The 18,359-nt window shown below is 71.8% G+C and carries 14 protein-coding genes; 10 read left to right on the top strand and 4 right to left on the bottom strand.

All coding sequences use genetic code 11. From position 1 onward, the window contains the following. The first annotated feature begins 74 nt into the window (after positions 1-74). The 7 genes from pyrH (at position 75) to H489_RS33530 (ending at position 5,135) form a co-directional block, all read left to right on the top strand. Positions 75-794: a UMP kinase gene (gene pyrH, locus H489_RS33560; RefSeq protein WP_017888241.1), complete on the top strand. Its 720-nt coding sequence runs from the start codon at positions 75-77 to the stop codon at positions 792-794. Positions 795-841: 47 nt separating this feature from the next. After that, a complete protein-coding gene (gene frr, locus H489_RS33555; RefSeq protein WP_017888240.1) occupies positions 842-1,396 on the top strand; it encodes a ribosome recycling factor in 555 nt (184 codons plus the stop codon). Between the two features lie 65 nt (positions 1,397-1,461). Further along, positions 1,462-2,406 carry a phosphatidate cytidylyltransferase gene (locus tag H489_RS33550; RefSeq protein WP_017888239.1) on the top strand — a complete coding sequence of 315 codons (945 nt, stop codon included), beginning with the start codon at positions 1,462-1,464 and terminating at the stop codon, positions 2,404-2,406. Positions 2,407-2,484: 78 nt separating this feature from the next. After that, positions 2,485-3,033 carry a DivIVA domain-containing protein gene (locus H489_RS33545; protein ID WP_017888238.1) on the top strand — a complete coding sequence of 183 codons (549 nt, stop codon included), beginning with the start codon at positions 2,485-2,487 and terminating at the stop codon, positions 3,031-3,033. 186 nt (positions 3,034-3,219) lie between these two features. After that, entirely contained in the window at positions 3,220-4,074 is an 855-nt protein-coding gene (locus tag H489_RS38670; RefSeq protein ID WP_235045694.1) for a lytic transglycosylase domain-containing protein, read from the top strand. 12 nt (positions 4,075-4,086) lie between these two features. Then, the gene (locus tag H489_RS33535) at positions 4,087-4,389 is read left to right on the top strand and encodes a hypothetical protein (protein WP_031260297.1); all 303 of its coding nucleotides are present in this window, start codon (positions 4,087-4,089) and stop codon (positions 4,387-4,389) included. Further along, the gene (locus tag H489_RS33530) at positions 4,386-5,135 is read left to right on the top strand and encodes an alpha/beta hydrolase (RefSeq protein WP_017888235.1); all 750 of its coding nucleotides are present in this window, start codon (positions 4,386-4,388) and stop codon (positions 5,133-5,135) included. The genes H489_RS33535 and H489_RS33530 overlap by 4 nt, the downstream gene beginning before the upstream one ends. Before the next feature lie 88 nt (positions 5,136-5,223). Here H489_RS33530 and H489_RS33525 read toward each other — a convergent pair whose 3' ends face one another. Continuing rightward, complete coding sequence (locus tag H489_RS33525) at positions 5,224-7,065, bottom strand: hypothetical protein (RefSeq protein ID WP_017888234.1); 1,842 nt, start codon at positions 7,063-7,065, stop codon at positions 5,224-5,226. A gap of 184 nt (positions 7,066-7,249) precedes the next feature. Between H489_RS33525 and H489_RS33520 the strand changes: the two genes are divergently transcribed. Beyond that, on the top strand, positions 7,250-8,992 hold the full coding sequence (locus tag H489_RS33520) for a hypothetical protein (RefSeq protein WP_031260296.1): 1,743 nt from the start codon (positions 7,250-7,252) through the stop codon (positions 8,990-8,992). Then, positions 8,989-9,999, top strand: coding sequence for a tetratricopeptide repeat protein (locus H489_RS33515; RefSeq protein WP_017888232.1), 1,011 nt, complete (start codon positions 8,989-8,991; stop codon positions 9,997-9,999). The genes H489_RS33520 and H489_RS33515 overlap by 4 nt, the downstream gene beginning before the upstream one ends. A 233-nt stretch (positions 10,000-10,232) precedes the next feature. Here H489_RS33515 and glgB read toward each other — a convergent pair whose 3' ends face one another. The 3 genes from glgB to H489_RS33500 form a co-directional block, all read right to left on the bottom strand. Continuing rightward, positions 10,233-12,797: a 1,4-alpha-glucan branching protein GlgB gene (gene glgB, locus H489_RS33510; protein WP_017888231.1), complete on the bottom strand. Its 2,565-nt coding sequence runs from the start codon at positions 12,795-12,797 to the stop codon at positions 10,233-10,235. Continuing rightward, positions 12,794-14,794, bottom strand: a complete 2,001-nt coding sequence (locus H489_RS33505) for an alpha-1,4-glucan--maltose-1-phosphate maltosyltransferase (protein ID WP_017888230.1) — start codon at positions 14,792-14,794, stop codon at positions 12,794-12,796. Before H489_RS33505 ends, glgB begins: the two co-directional genes overlap by 4 nt. A gap of 174 nt (positions 14,795-14,968) precedes the next feature. Further along, entirely contained in the window at positions 14,969-17,086 is a 2,118-nt protein-coding gene (locus H489_RS33500) for a glycogen debranching protein (RefSeq protein WP_017888229.1), read from the bottom strand. A 59-nt stretch (positions 17,087-17,145) separates the two neighbouring features. On the opposite strand from H489_RS33500, the gene H489_RS33495 reads away from it, so the two are divergent. Then, complete coding sequence (locus H489_RS33495) at positions 17,146-18,327, top strand: cysteine desulfurase family protein (RefSeq protein ID WP_017888228.1); 1,182 nt, start codon at positions 17,146-17,148, stop codon at positions 18,325-18,327. Positions 18,328-18,359: the final 32 nt, after the last annotated feature.

The following is an 18,359-nucleotide window of genomic DNA, read 5'->3' as shown; positions in this document are numbered from 1 at the left end:
CGCACCGACACGACACGCGCGCGACACATCCGCGAGTACATTTCCACGAGACCACGACGAAGGGTGCGGACCAGATGACCGACGAGAAGACCGGACGACGCCGCGTTCTGCTGAAGCTGTCGGGAGAGGCGTTCGGCGCCGGCTCCCTCGGGGTGAACCCCGACGTGATCGGCACCATCGCCAAGGAGATCGCCGTCGCCGCGCGCGAGGTCGAGATCGCGATCGTCGTCGGCGGAGGCAACTTCTTCCGTGGCGCCGAGCTCTCGCAGCGCGGCATGGACCGCGGACGCGCCGACTACATGGGCATGCTCGGCACGGTGATGAACGCGCTCGCGCTGCAGGACTTCCTCGAGCAGGCCGGCGCCGCGACGCGCGTGCAGTCCGCCATTGCGATGACCCAGGTCGCCGAGCCGTACATCCCGCGGCGGGCCGAGCGGCACCTCGAGAAGGGCCGGGTCGTCATCTTCGGTGCCGGCGCCGGTCTGCCGTACTTCTCCACCGACACGGTGGCGGCGCAGCGTGCGCTCGAGATCAAGGCGGACGAGGTCCTCGTCGCCAAGAACGGCGTCGACGGCGTGTACACCGCGGACCCGAAGAAGGACGCCTCGGCCGAGAAGCTGCACCACGTGACCTACCAGGACGCACTGCTCAAGGGCCTCAAGGTCGTCGACGCCACCGCGTTCTCGCTCTGCATGGACAACGGCATGCCGATGCACGTCTTCGGCATGGAGGGCGACGGCAACGTCCAGGCCGCCATCCGTGGCGAGCGCATCGGCACCGTCGTCAGCAACTGACCCCCGGCGCTGACTAGACTCGACGCCAGTACCGAAGGAGTAACACCGTGATCAGTGATGTCCTGACCGAAGCCACCGAGAAGATGGCGAAGGCTGTCGAGGTCGCCAAGGACGACTTCTCGACCGTCCGCACCGGCCGCATCAACGCGGCGCTCTTCCAGAAGATCCCGGTCGAGTACTACGGCACCCCGACGCCGCTCGCGCAGCTCGCGTCGCTGCAGACGCCCGAGGCCCGAACGCTCATCGTCACGCCGTACGACAAGTCGGCGCTCAAGGAGATCGAGCGCGCCATCGCGACGTTCCCGAACCTCGGTGCCAGCCCGACGAACGACGGCGACATCGTCCGCGTGACGATCCCCGAGCTCACCAAGGACCGCCGCAAGGAGTTCGTCAAGCTCGTGCGGACGAAGGGCGAGGACCACAAGGTCGTCATCCGCAACATCCGCCGCAAGGCCAAGGACGACCTCGACGCGCTCAAGGGTGAGATCTCCGACGACGAGATCTCGCGTGGCGACAAGGACCTCGAGGGCCTGACGAAGAAGCACGTCGACCAGATCGACGACGCGCTGAAGAAGAAGGAAGCCGAACTCCTCGAGGTCTGATGCGTCGCTCCGACCAGGGCGATGACCGCCCCACAGCAGAGCACGGGCCCGCGACGAGCGGGCCTGTGAAGAAGGGGCTCCGCCAGGACTTCGATGCGCGCGCACGTGCGGCGCGCACCGACTTCGAGGCGCAGCTCCGCCAGCGCAAGGCCGACTTCGGTGCGCGGAACGAAGCACTGACGGCGCGGACCGGGCGCAACCTGCCGGCGGCGATCGGCATCGCGCTCGCGTTCGCGGTCGTCATGCTCGGCACGCTGCTCCTGTTCACGCCGTCCTTCATGGTGGTCGCGGCGTTCCTGCTGGGCGTCGGCGTCTACGAGCTGACGAGCGCGATGCGCTTCGCCGGCCGCGACGTCCCGCGGATCCCGAGCGTCGCCGTCGCGATCGCGGTGGTGCCGGCGGCGTTCCTGTACGGGCAGGCCCCGGCGCTGTTCACGCTGCTCGGCGGCATCGTCCTGATCAGCGTCTGGCGCCTGGTCGAGGTCGCCCTCGCCCGGCAGAAGCCCCCGGCCGCCAACGTCGTCCGTGACCTGACGAACGGGCTGTTCGTCCAGGCGTACATCTCGTTGCTTGGTGCCTGCGTCGTGCTGCTCTCCGCCCAGCGGGACGGCAACCTCTGGGTGATCGGCTTCATCCTCGTGGTCGTCGCGGTCGACACCGGTGCGTACGCGACCGGCCTGAACCTCGGCAAGCACCCGATGGCACCCCGCATCAGCCCCAAGAAGACGTGGGAGGGTTTCGCCGGGTCCGTGGCGGCGAGCATCGTCGTCGGCATCCTGGTGGCCGTGTTCATGCTCGGGCTGCCCTGGTGGACCGGTGTCGTGCTGGGTGTGCTCATCTCCGGGTCGGCCACGCTCGGCGACCTGACCGAGTCGATGATCAAGCGTGACCTCGGCATCAAGGACATCTCGTCGTTCCTGCCCGGGCACGGTGGACTGCTCGACCGCATCGACAGCATCCTGCCGTCGGCCGCGGTCGCCTACGTGCTGTACCTGGTCGTCAACCACTGACCCGCCCCCGGGCCGGGCTGTACGTGGCACTCAGCGCGTCCAGGTTGTGCCACGGGTCGGGACTGGCAGAATGACGCCGTGGCCACCACCTTCCCGACCGCAGCCCGTTCCGCCCTCGGTTACGACGTCGACGAAGTCGAGCGTTTCCTCGAGGACGCCCGGCGCGCGTACTCCGCCGACGACAGTGCCCCCGGCATCGAGGCTGCGAAGATCCGTGCCACGGCGTTCTCGATGCGCAAGGGCGGCTACTCCACCTCGCACGTCGACGCCGCTCTCGAGCGGCTGGAGGACGCCTTCGCGGCGCGCGAGCGTGAGCGGGAGATGAGCGAGGTCGGCAAGAAGGCCTGGTACGCCGAGGCGCGGACGAAGGCGTCGGACGTCGTGGCACGCCTCGAGCGGCCCGACGGCCAGCGGTTCAGCCGGGTGAGCGTCCTCGGCACCGGCTACCACCCGAAGGACGTCGATGCCTTCGCCGCCCGACTCGCGGGGTACTTCCGCGAAGGCAAGCCGCTCAGTCTCACCGAGGTGCGCTCGATCGTGTTCCGCCCGAAGCACGGCGGGTACCGCGAGGCGCAGGTCGACGCGGTGCTCGACGCCGTCGTCGAAGTGATGCTCGCTGTCCGATGACGACGCGCTGTCCCCAGGTGCTTCGCTTTCCGTGATCGTTCCGTTACCCTGGTCCTACTCATGGGCAGGCACACGGCAGATTCAAGCTCCGACCGCGATACCCGCGAGCACCTCAGCCTCCAGGCTTCCGGTGAGCGCCGCGCGGCAATGCAGCGAACCCGCACGACGGAGACGTCGGCGTTCGGGGTGACCCCGCAGGCAGCGGCGACGGGGCCGGTGGCCACGCCGAAGTCGGTCGCGGCGAACCGCGTCTCGGACGAGCGTGTGGCGTCCTTCGCCCACGACGCGCTCGTCGCCGAGCAGCGTTCCCCGAAGCAGCGCACCGCGACGGTCCAGCGCCGTACGACGCCGAAGCTGGCCGAGCCAGCCCGTGTCGCGTCGGTCAACGCCGTGGCCCGCAAGCGCGCGACGGCCCCGATGCTGTCGTTCGTCGGCGTGTTCCTGTTCGTCGGCGGGTCGCTGTTCAACCCGCTGCAGGCCGACGTGGCACAGGCCGCCGTCGACACCCCGGTGCTCGTGAAGGCCCCGGCACCCCAGCAGTACACCGCACACGGCACCTACGGCGAGGCCGCTGCCGACCGCGACGGCTACGGCGTGACGGTGCCGGCCCCGAAGGTCGTGAAGCCCGTCGTCGAAGACGACGACGCCGATGCCACCGACGACGCCGCGGATGCCGCAGCCCCCGATTCCGAGCCGGTCTCGGCCGCCAACACGCTCGCGGCCACCGCCGCGACCCCCGACCCCGGCAGCGCGCAGGCGATCGCCCTGCAGCAGGTCACGGCCCGCGGCTGGGGCACTGACCAGTACAACTGCCTGGTCTCGCTCTGGAACAAGGAGTCCGGCTGGCGGGTGAACGCCTACAACCCGAGCGGTGCGTACGGCATCCCGCAGGCCCTGCCCGGCAGCAAGATGGCCACGGCCGGCGCCGACTGGCAGACGAACCCGGCGACGCAGATCACCTGGGGTCTCAACTACATCGCCGGCGTGTACGGCACCCCCTGTGGTGCGTGGGGTCACAGCCAGGCCAACAACTGGTACTGATCGGCTGCTCGGGTGCCGCGCAGCAATCGGCCGCGGCGTCCCCGTGGTCGCGACGTCGAGCCTGACGAGGAGTCCACCCTCGATCGGCTGATGAGTTCGTGGAAGCGCACCGAGGTCCGCCACGGTCGCGAGTACCAGGTGCAGCCGATCTCCGCCGCGTCGGCGCAGAAGGAGTACATCTGCCCGGGCTGCGGTGGCACCGTGTCGCCCGGCACCGCCCACGTGGTGGTCTGGCGCGCGGACGGCGTCCTGGGTGACGCCGCCGACCTGGCGTCCCGTCGGCACTGGCACAACCACTGCTGGAGCATCGCATGACCGAGCGCGACGTGACGCACGACACCGAGATCCGCTCCGCGACCGAGCTGCCCGCCCGACGCACCGAGGTCGAGCTGGTCACGGACGACCACCTGACGCTCGTCGGGGAACTGGCCGAGCCCGCCGACGCGCCTGCCCGCGGCACCATCGTCACGCTCCACCCCCTGCCGACCGCACACGGCTTCATGGACTCCCACGTGCTCAAGAAGGCCGCTGCCCGGTTGCCGGCCCTGGCCGACATCGCGGTGCTGCGGTTCAACTTCCGATCCGTCACGTCGCCGCGCGGCACGTCCGAGGGGGGCTTCGGCGACGGCGTCTCCGAGGGCTTCGACCTGCGTGCCGCTGTCGCCGAGGTCGTCGACCGCGGGCTGCCGACGCCGTGGCTGGTGGGGTGGTCGTTCGGCACCGAGGTCATCCTCAAGCACGCACTCGAACACGTCGAGGCCGGCACCGTCGCCGGGGTCGTCCTGCTGTCACCGCCGCTGCACCGCACGTCGGACGCCGAGCTCGCCCGCTGGGCCGCCGTCGACGTCCCGGTCGTGGCGCTCGTGCCGGAGCACGACGACTTCCTGCAGCCCGAAGCTGCGGCCGCGCGGTTCGCGCTCGCTCCCAACGTCCGGGTGGTGCCCGTCGCGGGCGCGAAGCACCTGTGGGTGGGGGAGCGGTACGTGCGGATCGTGCTCGACGCGATCGCCGACCTCGTCGTCCCGGGCAGCGCACCGCTGCCGACCCACTGGCCGGTCTGAGCAACGCCCACGGCACGCCGTGCGCCCCGCCACCTGCTGCAGGTGGGATGGCCTGGAGGCGCGTGTCGGGCCTCCGGGCCGGTGACCGTCAGCGCTCGGTCGCCTCCACGTCGTCGCGCTCGTCCGCAGCGGACGCTGCGGTTGGCGCCGTGCCGAGCAGGCCGGTCGCGTTCGTGAGGACCCCGCGGAGGTTCTCGAGGTAGCCCGCGACGGCCTCGCGCTCGGTGCGGATCGCCGCCAGGCGGTCCTCGGCCTCGGCGATGACACCGGCGGTGCGCTCCTCGGCGTCGGCGACCATCCGGTGCACCCGGTCTTGAGCGTCGGCGACGATGGTGCGTGCGTGCTCCTGCGCCTCGGCCGTGCTGGTGCGCTCGAGGTCGTCGGCTTCCTGCTGCAGACGCTCGGCTCGCTCACGGGCCTCGGTGGCGCGGCGCGTGGCCTCGGCGAGCTGCAGGTTCGCCTCGTCCAGGTACTTCTGCGTCTCGGTCACGGTCTCGTGGTGCTTCTGCAGGTAGTCCTGCTCGGCGTCGTCGCGGCGGGCCGCGAGTTCCGACTCGAGGGTCGTGCGGGCTTCGTCGCGTGCCCGGGCGATCTCGGCACGGACCTCGTCGCGTTCCTTCACGAGGGCGGCGCGGGCGGTGTCGATCTCCTGCTGCAGGGCGGTGCGCTCGGCTTCGAGCACCCCGAGCTCGGCGGTCCGGCGGTCGGCGATCTCGGCGTCGACCTCGGCGTGCTCGCGTTCGCGGCGGGCGGCGATGGCGTTCTCGTGCTCGCGGACGGCACGCTCGGCTGCTGCGTCGGCTTCGGCCCGCTCCTGCGCGATCCGGGCGTCGTGCTGCTCGAGTTCGCGGGCGATCCGGTCGGCGGTCTCCTGCACCAGGCGCGCGTTCTCGACGCGGGTCTGTTCCTCGTCGACGCGCAGCTGGGCGCGGGCTGCTTCGATCTCCTGCTCGAGGTCGGTGCGGGCCACGGCGAGTTCGCGCTCCCACTCGGCGCGGGCGGCCGCGAGTTCCTCGTCCAGTTCGCGGCGGCGGTCACCGATCTCGCTGTCGAGCTCGGCCCGCCGACGCGCGACCTCGGACTCGAGTTCGGCGCGACCGGTCTCGAGGGCCAGCGCGTGTGCCTGCTGCTCCTCGTCCCGTTCGCGGTGCCAGGCGGCGCGGCCCTCGGTGACCTCGCGCTCGAGGGCCTCGCGCCGGCTCGTCTCCTCGCGGTCGAGGTCCTCGGTACGGCGGGTGTGGTCGGCTTCGAAGACCGAACGGCGGTGCTCGGTCTCACGGTCGAGCTCGGCTGCGGCGGTGCGGGCGTCGGCGGACTCGCGCTGGGCGATCTCACGCAGCTCCGCGACCTCGTGCTCGACCTGGGCGCGCAGTGCGTTCGTCTCGCGGATGGCGACGGAGCGGACCTCGGCGGCCTCGGTCACCGCGGCACCGCGGATGGCGGCTGCCTCGTTGCGGGCGTCCTGCGTGAGCAGACCGGCCTCGGCGCGGGAGCGCTCGACGGTGTCGGCGGCTTCGGCGCGGGCACGGGTCAGCTCGTTGGTGGCGCGGGTGCGGGCGTCCTCGAGGGCGTCGCGCGCTTCTTCCTGCGCTTCGCGGACGGTGCGCTCAGCTTCGGCGCGGCTCGAGGCTCGGAGCCGCTGGGCGTCGATGTCGGCCTGGCTGATGAGCCGGGTCGACTGTTCCTCGGCAACACGCAGCGTGGACTCGAGGCGGGTGCCCAGACCGCTGTACGTGGGGGTGCCGGCTTCGTCCAGCTCGCCCTGCAGCTCGGACACGCGGGCCTGCAGGAGACGGATCTCCTTCGCGGCGTCGGCGCGGTCGTTGTTCGACTTGATGAGCTCGCGGCGCAGGTCGTTCAGTGAACGCTCCACCTCGTCGCGGCGGTACCCGCGCAGCTCGGTTCCGAACTCGGCCTCGTCGTTCGCCACGTGTCGCTCCTGGGTGCTCGGCGGAGGGCCCGGATCGGCCCGCGGTCGATTGTAGTGGCGGCCGGAGCGGGTCGTCTGAGTCCGGCGACAGCGCGGATTGATGCACTGTCCAGCGATGCTCGCTATCCTGAGTCGCTGATTCGCGCGCCGACATCCCCACCCCGGCGCGGTAGGGAGAGTGTTCGTGCGATTCGTCCTGGCGATCGTCAGTTTCGTCATCGGCCTGCTGCTCGTGGTGCTGGCGGTGGGGCAGCGGACCGTGTTCGCGCCGCCGTCCTCGCTCGTGGCCGAGAGCTCGACGACCAGTTCCGCCCCGGTGACGGTGATCCCGGGGACGACGCTCAACGCCAACCCCGGTTACCAGCGCATCAACGTGTCCGGCTCCGGCAAGGTGTTCGCGGCGTACGGCAAGACCGCCGACGTCGACGCCTGGATCGGTGACGCCGAGCACACCACGCTCCGCTTCGACGCCGAGAAGGGCTCGCTGGTCGGGTCGACCTCGGGCAGCGAGACGAGCGTGCCGTCGCCGAAGGGCAGCGACCTCTGGTACCAGGAGTACGACGGTGCCGGACAGTTCACCGTCCGCCTGCCCCAGGACGTCTCGGTCCTGGTCGTGAGCGACGGCAAGGCCGCCGCACCGAGCGACGTGTCCGTCACCTGGCCGCAGGACACCGCAACGCCGGCGGTCGGTCCGCTGCTCGTGGCCGGCGGCGTGTTCGTCCTCGGAGGCCTCGTGCTGCTCGTCCTCGCCTTCCTGCACCAGCGCCGTGGCCGCGGTCCCCGCCGTCGCAGCGGTGGCAGCCGTCCGCCGCGGGTACGTGCCTCGCGCCGTGCCGCCGCCGCCGGGGCGCAGGTGCCTCGCCCCGGTCGTCGTGGGACCCGCGCGTTCGTCGGCGTCCCGGTGCTGCTCGTCGGTGCCCTGACCCTGGCCGGCTGCTCGTCGGACTACTGGCCGCAGGGCGGCGACCCGTCGCTGGCCACGCCGACCCCGACGGCCACTGCCACGGGGGCGGCGGAGCCCACCGAGCCGACCGCCGCGACCAAGCAGCAGATCACCCGCATCGTGCAGCGCGCCGCGGCCGTCGCGAAGCAGGCCGACGGGGCGCGCGACCGCGACCTGGTCCGCACCCGGTTCTCCGGCGCGGCGCTCGACCTCCGGCTGGCCAACTACTCGATCCGCGGCAAGGACTCGGACGTCAAGGCGCCGCCGGCGATCTCCGCAGCGCAGGTGTGCGTCGCGCTGCCGCAGCAGACCGACACCTGGCCGCGGACGGTCTTCACGATCGTCGCCGAGGACTGTGACGCCAAGTCGGCGCCGCAGGCCCTGACCCTGGTGCAGGACAGCGCCCGTGATCCCTACAAGGTCGCGTACGACGTGTCGCTCGAGGCCGACGCGAAGATCCCGAGCCTCGCCCCGACGACCATCGGTGCGGCGCTGCTCGCGCCGGAGTCGAAGCTCCTGACCATCCAGCCGGACCAGGTCGCGACCGCCTACGGCGACATCCTGTCGAAGGACACCGCCAGCGAGTACGCCGACCTGTTCACCACCGAGGGTGACGCACTCCGCACGACCATCGGCAAGGCGTACAAGGACAAGAAGGCCAAGGCGCTGCCGGATACGGCGAAGATCGAGTACTCGTCCGAGGTCCCCGCCGACTCCGCCGTCGCCATCGCGACGGACGACGCCGGCGCCCTGGTTTCCGCCGACCTGGACGAGATCGAGAAGGTGACCCCGACCGCGTCGGGCGCCGAGGTGAACACCGAAGGTGCCGTGAAGGCACTGTCCGGCGTCGACACGAGCAAGAAGGGCATCAGCGCCACCTACAGCGTCCAGCTGCTCTTCTACGTGCCGCCGGTCGCCTCGGATGGCAAAGTGGTCCTGCTCGGGTTCACGCAGGGCCTGACCGCAGCAAGTGAGGTGCAATGAGCAACATCCCCCCGACCCCGTCCGGGCTCCGCGGAGCCGTGGACCTGTCGTCCCTCGTCGACCGCGCACAGCGGCCGCCCCAGCCGTCCGGCGCTCCGGCCCCGGCGGGTCAAGCAGGCGGTGCCGCGCCCGGTTCCGACGTCGGCACTGCGAGCGGCGCCGGCCCGACGGTCCCGTCGCTCGTCATCGACGTCACCGACGCGACGTTCCAGGACGTCCTGGAGCTGTCGAACGTCGTCCCGGTCATCGTGGACATCTGGGCCGAGTGGTGCGGGCCGTGCAAGCAGCTCTCACCGATCCTCGAGCAGCTCACGGCCGAGTACGACGGCCGCGTGGTGCTCGCCAAGGTGGACGCCGACACGAACCCGCAGCTCGTGCAGGCGTTCCAGGCGCAGTCGATCCCGACCGTCGCAGCCGTGATCGGCGGACGCCCGCTCGGGCTCTTCGTCGGCGCACTGCCCGAGGCGCAGGTCCGCGACGTCTACGAGCAGGTGCTCCAGGCCGCCGAGCAGAACGGGGTGTCCGGTCGCGTGTCCGTCGACGGCGCAGCGGCCGACGTCGACGCGGAGCAGGGCGAGCCGGAGCCGGAGCCGCTCCCGCCGCACCACCAGGCCGCGTACGACGCGATCGAGCAGGGCGACTACGCCACCGCGATCGAGGAGTACAAGACCGCCATCCTGCAGGACCCGCACGACCAGATGGCCGTCGCCGGGCTCGCGCAGGTGTCGCTGCTCGACCGGTTGGACGGTCGGACGGCCGACGAGATCCGCGCCGCTGCTGCCGCAGGCCCGCACGACGTCCAGGCGCAGCTCGCCGTCGCCGACCTCGACATCTCGGGCGGACACGTCGACGACGCCTTCGGGCGCCTGCTCGACCTCGTCCCGACCGTGTTCGGCGATGACCGTGAAGCCCTGCGCGTGCGGCTCGTCGAGTACTTCGAGCTCATCGGTTCCGAGGACCCGCGCGTGGTCGCGGCTCGCCGCCGCCTGGCGAACGCGCTGTACTAGCCCCTGCCGGGTCCGTGCGGCGCAGCAGACGCCGTCGTCACGCCGAGACGCCGCCGGATCCGGCGGCGTCTCGGCGTTTCCGCGGCGTCGCGAGGACACGACGGCGTCGCGAGGACACGACGGCGTCTCGAGCAGGACCGCCCGGACCCGCAACGCGACAGACGGGAGGCCCGGTGCCAGCTGGCACCGGGCCTCCCGTCGGTCGGTCGGTCGCGTCCTGGACGTGGGCCGGGTTACGGGGCCAGCTTCAGCCAGACGGCGCCGAGCGGCGGGACCACGACGTGCGCTGAGGCCGGGCGGCCCGCCCACGGGGTGTCCTCGGCGGTGACGACGCCGAGGTTGCCGACTCCGGAGCCGCCGTACTCGGCCGCGTCGGTGTTGAGCACCTCGTGCCACTCGCCCGCGGTCGGCAGCCCGAAGCGACGCTCCACCGGGACGCCGGAGAAGTTGACGAACACCGCGACGCGGTCGTCGCCGTCCTTCCGCAGGAACCCGAGGGTCGAGTGCGGTGCGTCGCCGCCCTCGAGCCACTCGAAGCCGTCGGCCGTCGAGTCGTGGGTCCAGAGCGCCGGGGAGTCCTTGTAGACGCGGTTGAGTTCGGCGACGAGGTCCTGCACGCCGCGGTGGCCGGGCTGGTCGAGGAGCCACCAGTCGAGGCCCTTCGCCTCGGACCACTCCGCGGGCTGCGCGAACTCCTGGCCCATGAAGAGCAGCTGCTTGCCGGGGTGCGCCCACATGAACGCCAGGTAGGCGCGCACGTTCGCGAGCTTCTGCCACTCGTCGCCGGGCATCTTGCCGTACAGGGAGCCCTTGCCGTGCACGACCTCGTCGTGGCTGATCGGCAGGGTGAACTGCTCGCTGAACGCGTAGACGAACGAGAACGTGATCTCGTCGTGGTGGTAGCTGCGGTAGGCGGGGTCGCGCTGCACGTACTCGAGCGAGTCGTGCATCCAGCCCATGTTCCACTTCTGCCCGAAGCCGAGCCCACCGGCGCTCGTCGGCTGGGTCACCCCCGGCCACGAGGTGCTCTCCTCCGCGATCATCACGATGCCGGGGTACCGCTTGTACGCCGTCGCGTTCGTCTCCTGCAGGAAGGCGATCGCGTCGAGGTTCTCGCGCCCACCGTGGATGTTCGGCAGCCAGTCGGTGCGGGAGTAGTCGAGGTACAGCATCGACGCCACCGCGTCGACGCGCAGACCGTCGATGTGGAACTCCTCGAGCCAGTACAGCGCGTTCGCGACCAGGAAGTTGCGGACCTGCGGCTGCCCGAAGTCGAAGACGTAGGTGCCCCAGTCGAGCTGCTCACCGCGGCGGGGGTCGGGGTGCTCGAACAGGGCGTAGCCGTCGAAGCGGCCGAGCGCCCACTCGTCCTTCGGGAAGTGCCCGGGGACCCAGTCCATGATCACGCCGATGCCCGCGGAGTGCAGGCGGTCGATCAGGTAGCGCAGGTCGTCCGGTGAACCGAAGCGTGCGGTCGGGGCGTAGTACCCGGTGACCTGGTAGCCCCACGAGCCACCGAACGGGTGCTCGGAGAGCGGCAGGAACTCCACGTGCGTGAAGCCGGTGTACTCCATGTGCCCGATGAGCTGGTCGGCGACCTCGCGGTACGACAGGCCGGGGCGCCACGAGCCGAGGTGCACCTCGTAGACGCTCATGGGGGCGTCGTGCGTGGTGGTCTGCGCACGGCGCTCCATCCACGCGGCGTCGCCCTCGGACCACGTGTACGTGGACTCGGTGATGACGGAGGCCGTCGCCGGCGCGATCTCGGCTTCGCGGGCGAACGGGTCGGCCCGCTCCACCCAGCCGGAGTCGGTGAGGATCTGGAACTTGTAGCGCTGGCCGACGACGGCACCGGGCCAGAAGAGTTCCCAGACACCGAGGTCGCTCAGACGGCGCATCGCGGTGGTGCGGCCTTCCCAGCCCTCGAAGTCCCCGATGACACGCACCGCGGTGGCGCGCGGTGCCCAGACGGCGAACGCGACCCCGTCGACCCCGTCGACCGTGCGGGCGTGTGCACCGAGGTGCTGCCAGAGCTGCTCGTCGCGGCCTTCGCCGAACAAGTGCAGGTCGAGCTCGCCGAGCGTCGGGGCGAACCGGTACGCGTCGTCGGTGGTCCAGGTGGCGTCGTCCTCGTCCGTCGACGCGTCGTAGTCGTACTCCGACTCGACGCGGTACCGACCGAGGGTGTCGGCCGTGGCGCCGGCCCAGAGCCCGTCGCCCTCGTGCGTGAGCTCGATGTCGTCGCCGTCGGGGCGGACGAGTCGCACCGCGCGGGCCAGGTGGCGGACGACGCGGACGCTCGTGCCGCCGTCGACGGGGTGCGGGCCGAGCACGTCGTGCGGCTGGGACCACCGGCCCTCGGCCACCTGCAGGCGCAGCCAGTCCTCGATCGGTGCCGGGCGCGGGTCCGTGGCGGCACCGGCAGTGCCGACGGCCGGGGCCGGGGCATCGGCCGGAGCCGGGGAGGCGGCAGCGGCGCCGGGGGCGACCGGGGCGTCGACGGACGCCGGACGGACGACCGGTGCCGAGCCTCCGGTCGGGGCCTGCGGGTCGTCCGACGACGAGGCTGCCGCCACGGACGGCTGCCGCGGGTGCGTCGGGTCGGCGGGGTGTCCGGCGAGCGTCGCGGACTCCGCCACGCCGCGGTCGGGCGCCTCGCGCTCGGCCGGAGGGGCACCGGGCAGGTCCTCGGCGGGAGCGGACACCTTCGGCTCGTAGCGCGGCACGGCCGGCGGCGGAGGCGGTACCGGCGGCACGGCCGGTCCGCGCTTCGTGGGGTCGGTCGGTTCGGGGGTCATCGGTGGGGTCCTTCCACGACGAGCAGGTGCACGGGCTCCTGGAACGCGTCCAGGCGGACGTAGTTCGACGCGCCCCAGGTCCAGCGCTGACCGGTCACGACGTCACGGACGTCGAACAGGCCCTCGGTCGGCAGACCGAGTGCGGCGAGGTCCAGGTGCACGGTGGTCTCACGGGCGGAGTGCGGGTCGACGTTGGCGACGACGATCACCGTGTCGGGCCGACCCGACCGGATGAAGTCACCCGAGAGGTGCTTCGAGTAGACGACGATCGCCGGGTCGTCAGCGGCGTGCACGTGCAGGTTCCGCAGCTGTCGCAGCGCGGGGTGCGCCGCCCGGAACCGGTTGAGCATCGTGACGTACGGGGCGAGGGACGCGCCCTCGGCCTCGGCCAGTGCGAAGTCGCGCGGCTTGTACTCGTACTTCTCGTTGTCGATGTTCTCTTCGGAGCCCGGTCGTGCGACGTCCTCGAACAGCTCGTACCCGGCGTACATGCCCCACGTCGGCGCACCGGTGGCGGCGAGCGCCGCACGCACCTTGTAGCCGGCTCGGCCGCCGAACTGCAGGTACTCGGTGAGGATGTCGGGGGTGTTCACGAAGAGGTTCGGGCGCAGGTAGTCGCTCGTCTCGTGCGAGAGCTCGGTGAAGTAGTCCTCGATCTCGTCCTTGGTGTTGCGCCAGGTGAAGTACGAGTACGACTGCTGGAACCCGGCTTCGGCGAGCGCGCGCATCATCGCCGGGCGGGTGAACGCCTCGGCCAGGAACACGGTGTCGGGGTGCTCGTCGCGGATCTCACGGATGACCCGTTCCCAGAACCACAGCGGCTTGGTGTGCGGGTTGTCGACGCGGAAGATGCGGATGCCGAAGGCGATCCAGTGGCGCAGGACGCGCTCGACCTCGGTGACCAGGCCCTCGGGGTCGGTGTCGAACTGGATCGGGTAGATGTCCTGGTAGCGCTTCGGCGGGTTCTCGGCGGTCGCGATGGAGCCGTCGGCGCGCTGCGTGAACCACTCCGGGTGCTGGGTGACCCAGGGGTGGTCGGGGGAGCACTGGAGCGCGAAGTCGAGCGCGACTTCCATGCCGGTGTTCTTCGCCGTCTCGACGAAGTCGCGGAAGTCGTCCTCGGTGCCGAGGTCGGGGTGGATCGCGTCGTGCCCGCCTTCGGGGGAGCCGATCGCCCAGGGGCTGCCGGGGTCGTTCGGCCCGGGCGTGAGCGTGTTGTTCGGCCCCTTGCGGGCGGTGGTGCCGATGGGGTGGATCGGCGGCAGGTAGATGACGTCGAAGCCCATCCGGGCGACGGCGGGCAGGCGGCGGGCCGCGGTGCGGAAGTCACCGCTCTTCCAGGAGCCGTCGGGGTTCTTCTTCGCGCCTTCGGAGCGGGGGAAGAACTCGTACCAGGCGCCGACGCCGGCGCGGGTGCGTTCGACGTCGAGCAGCTGGGTGGCGGAGTGCGTGCGGAGCGAGGTGAGGGGGGCTTCCTCGACCTCGGCGACGATGCGCGGGTCGTCGACGGCGGCCAGGCGTTCCGCCGGGTCGAGGTCGGTGTCGCGGACCCGTGCGGCGGCGCGTGTGGCGGCGGGGGAGCCGGTCTCGTCGGCCAGCCGGTCGAGCAGCACGGCGCCGTCGAGCAGCGTCGCCTCGGTGTCGACGCCGGCTGCGATCTTCAGGCGTGCGCCGTGCAGCCAGCTCGCCCAGTCGTCGGAGTACGACTCGACGTGCCAGGTCCAGACGCCGACGTGGTCGACCTGCACCGTGGCGTCGTAGCGGTCGGTGCCGGGGGCACCGAGGGTCATGGGGACGGTGCGTGTTCCACCGTCTGGGCGTTCGAGGACGAGGTCGGCGCCGATGATGCCGTGTCCTTCTCGGAAGACGGTCGCACCGAACGTGATCACCTCGCCGTCGAATGCCTTGCCGGGGAAGCCGTTCGGCGTCCTCGGGGCGAGCTCGGTGATCGGGATGCGCCCGATCTTCGGGCGTCGGGGTCGGTCTGCGGTGGCCACGGAAGCGACGCTACCCGGCGGGCGGCTCCGCGTTCCCCGGATTCCACCCACTGTGGAGGGGCCGGGCGCGCCGTGGACCCTGTGGAGGACCGGACGCAAGGCCCGTGGCGGGGCCGCCACGAGCCTCCCGTCCGCCTGACGGTCGCTGTGCCCGGCCGCACCCGCCTGCTCGCGCTACGCCACCTCGAACAGGTGGATGCCGGGGCCGTAGGCGGTGAAGACCTGCCCGGCGGGACGGAGGCGCTCGTGGTCTCGGTGCTTCTCGCTCGACCAGGCCAGGCGGTACCCGAGGACGTCCTCGCGCACCGGCAGGGTCAGGTCGCGGGTACGGCCGCTGCCGTGCACGACCACCAGGACGCGGTCGAAGGGCTCGTGCTCCGGTGTCGACTCGACGAAGTACTGCAGGGCGCGGTGCACCGGCTGGTCCCAGCCCTCGATCGTCATCGCGTGCCCGTCCGGTCCGTACCAGGACATCCGCGAGGCCCCCGGCGTCTCCTGGCCCTCGACGCCGAAGCGGGTGGGCCGGAGTGACGGGTGCGCCTGCCGGAACCGGGCCAGCGCGGCGACGGCCTCGGTCATCGTCTCGGCGTCCTCGTCGTCGGACCAGTCGACCGGGGTCAGGTCGTCGGACACCACGTAGGCGTTGTTGTTGCCGTGCTGGGTGCGGCTCCGCTCGTCGCCGGCGGTGAGCATCGGCACCCCGGCGGACAGCATGAGCGTCGCCACCATGTTGCGCATCGACCGGCCACGCGCGGCGCGGACCCCCCGGTCGGCGGTGTCGCCCTCGATGCCGTGGTTGAACGAGCGGTTGTCGTTCGAGCCGTCGCGGTTGTCCTCGCCGTTGGCCTCGTTGTGCTTGCCGTCGTACGACACCAGGTCGAGCAGGGTGAAGCCGTCGTGCGCGGTGACGAAGTTGACGCTCGCCAGCGGGCCGCGGTCGGCGCCGAAGACACTCCTCGACCCCGACAACGCTTCAGCCAGCTGGCCGATGCCGGTCTGCGGCAGGCCGGTGCGGCGCTCCTCGGCGATGTCGGTGAGCCAGAACTGCCTGACCGTGTTCCGGAAGCCGTCGTTCCACTCGCTCGTGCGGTCCCCGGCCGCACCGAACGCCCCGGTCTTCCAGCCGTCGGGGCCGACGTCCCACGGCTCGGCGACCACCAGGGTGTCCTGCAGGTCGGGGTGGTTCCGGATGCGTTCGAGCAGTGGGTGCGACGGGTCGAACCGGTGCTCGCCGTCGCGGGCCAGGGCGGCCATCAGGTCGAAGCGGAAGCCGTCGACCTGCACCTCGCGCGCCCAGTACACCAGGCTGTCGACGATGAGGTCCGCGGTCGCCTCGACCGAGGTGTCGAGCGTGTTCCCGCACCCGGTGGTGTCGTAGTAGCCGTCCCGGTACGGCGAGGCGGAGTGCGCCCAGCGGTACCGGTTCGCACCGTCGATGCCGCGCAGGCTCGTCGTCGGGCCACCCAGGCCCTCTTCCGCGGTGTGGTTGTAGACGACGTCGAGGACGACCTGGATGCCGGCCTCGTGCAGCAGCCGGACCATGCCCTTGAACTCGCGCAGGACGGCGTCGGCACCCTGCTGCCGGGCCGGTGCCGAGGCGTGCGCGGCGTGCGGGGCGAAGAACCCGAGCGTGTTGTAGCCCCAGGCGTTCTGCCGGCCGGCGTCGCGGAGCCACCGCTCGGTGTCGAAGGCCTGCACGGGCAGCAGCTCGAGCGTGGTGACGCCGATGCGGTGCAGGTGCGCGATCGTGCTCTCGTGTGCGACCCCGGCGTACGTGCCGCGCAGGTGTTCCGGCAGGTGCGGGTTCGCTGCCGTCAGGGTGCGGACGTTCGCCTCGTAGACGACGGCGCGGTCGAGCGGGACCTGCGGCTTCACGACGCCGCCCCAGTCGAAGGCGTCGTCGACGACGACGCTGGTCCAGCGCGGGCCGGCTGCTTCGTCGTTCCCCGTCGGCAGGATGCCCCGCGCGTACGGGTCGAGCAGCGGACGCGTCGGGTCGAACTCGTGCCGCGGGCCGACCGGGCCGTCGACGAGCAGGTGGTACCGGTCGCCGGGCACGACCCCGGGGACCTCGCCGGTCCACACGTCCGTGTCCGGCACGCGCTCGAGCGGGTGTCGGGTCGGCCGGCCCTCGGAGCCGTCGGAGCGGTCGGTCCCGTCCGCGCCGTCGGCGCTTCCCGCGCTCGTCACGACCAGGACGACGCCCGTCGCCGTCGCGGACCGCAGGGTGAACCGGGGGACGGTCCCGCCCAGGGAGAACCCCGGCGTCAGGTCGATCGCTGTCTCGTGCACGCGACAAGGGTACGAGGACCGGCGCGTATCCTGGACACTGCTCGATCCAGGGGGTGCATTTGTCGGTCTACCTCGACCACGCCGCGACGACGCCGATCCTGCCGGAGGCGCTCGCCGCCTTCACCGATGCCCTGGGCACCGTCGGCAACCCGTCGTCCATCCACAGCGCCGGTCAGCGCGCGAAGATGCTGCTCGAGGACGGCCGCGCCGCCGTCGCGCGCTCGCTCGACGCCGACCCGGTCGAGGTCGTGTTCACCTCCGGCGGTACCGAGAGCATCAACCTCGCCGTGAAGGGCCTGTTCTGGGCTCGCCAGCGTGACCGTCAGCGGCCCCGCATCGTCGTCCCGGGCGGCGAGCACCACGCCACCGTCGACACCCTGACCTGGTTGGAGACGCACGAGGGGGCCGTCGTCGACGTGGTCCCGTTGGACGCGCAGGGTCGCGTCGACCTCGCCGGACTGGAGGCGCGGCTCGCCGACGCCTCGGACGTCGCCCTGGTCACGTTCCTGTGGGCGAACAACGAGGTGGGCACCATCCAGCCCGTGTCACGGATCGTCGAACTCGGGCACGCCGCCGGCGTGCCCGTGCACAGCGACGCGGTCGCCGCCTACGGCCAGGTGCCCGTGTCGTTCGCGGCGTCCGGCCTCGACGCCCTCAGCGTCTCCGCCCACAAGATCGGCGGGCCCGTCGGCATCGGTGCGCTCGTGCTCGGACGGAAGGCGACCGTCGAACCCCTCATCCACGGTGGTGGGCAGCAGCGGCAGGTGCGGAGCGGCACGCAGGACGCCCCTGCGGCTGCGGCCTTCGGCGTGGCGGCCGGCGCGGTGGTCGCCGAGCCGATGCCGCACCCGGCGCTCGCCGCCCTGCGGGACCGCCTGGTCGCCGGGGTGCGTGCGGCCGTCCCGTCAGCCGTGCTGATGGGGGACCCCGTCGACCGGCTGCCGGGCAACGCGCACTTCACGTTCCCCGGGTGCGAGGGCGATTCGCTCCTGTTCCTGCTCGACGCCGCCGGGGTCGCGGTGTCGACCGGATCGGCGTGCCAGGCCGGGGTGCCCGAGGCGTCGCACGTGCTGCTCGCGATGGGGCTGTCGGAGCAGGACGCCCGCGGTGCGCTCCGGATCACACTCGGGCACACGACGACCGACGCCGACGTCGACGCGTTCCTGGCTGCGCTGCCGGATGCGGTCGCGCGGGCCGGTGCCGCGGGGATGGCGTCGCGGGAGCCGCTGCTCGGGCGGTAGGGCCTCTTCCGTCGGGCTGGATGCCACGGGGC

It is taken from the genome of Curtobacterium flaccumfaciens UCD-AKU (assembly GCF_000349565.1).
GTDB lineage: Bacteria > Actinomycetota > Actinomycetes > Actinomycetales > Microbacteriaceae > Curtobacterium > Curtobacterium poinsettiae.
The sequence above is the reverse complement of the archived record's forward strand: the minus strand, read 5'-3'. Positions and strand labels throughout refer to the sequence as shown.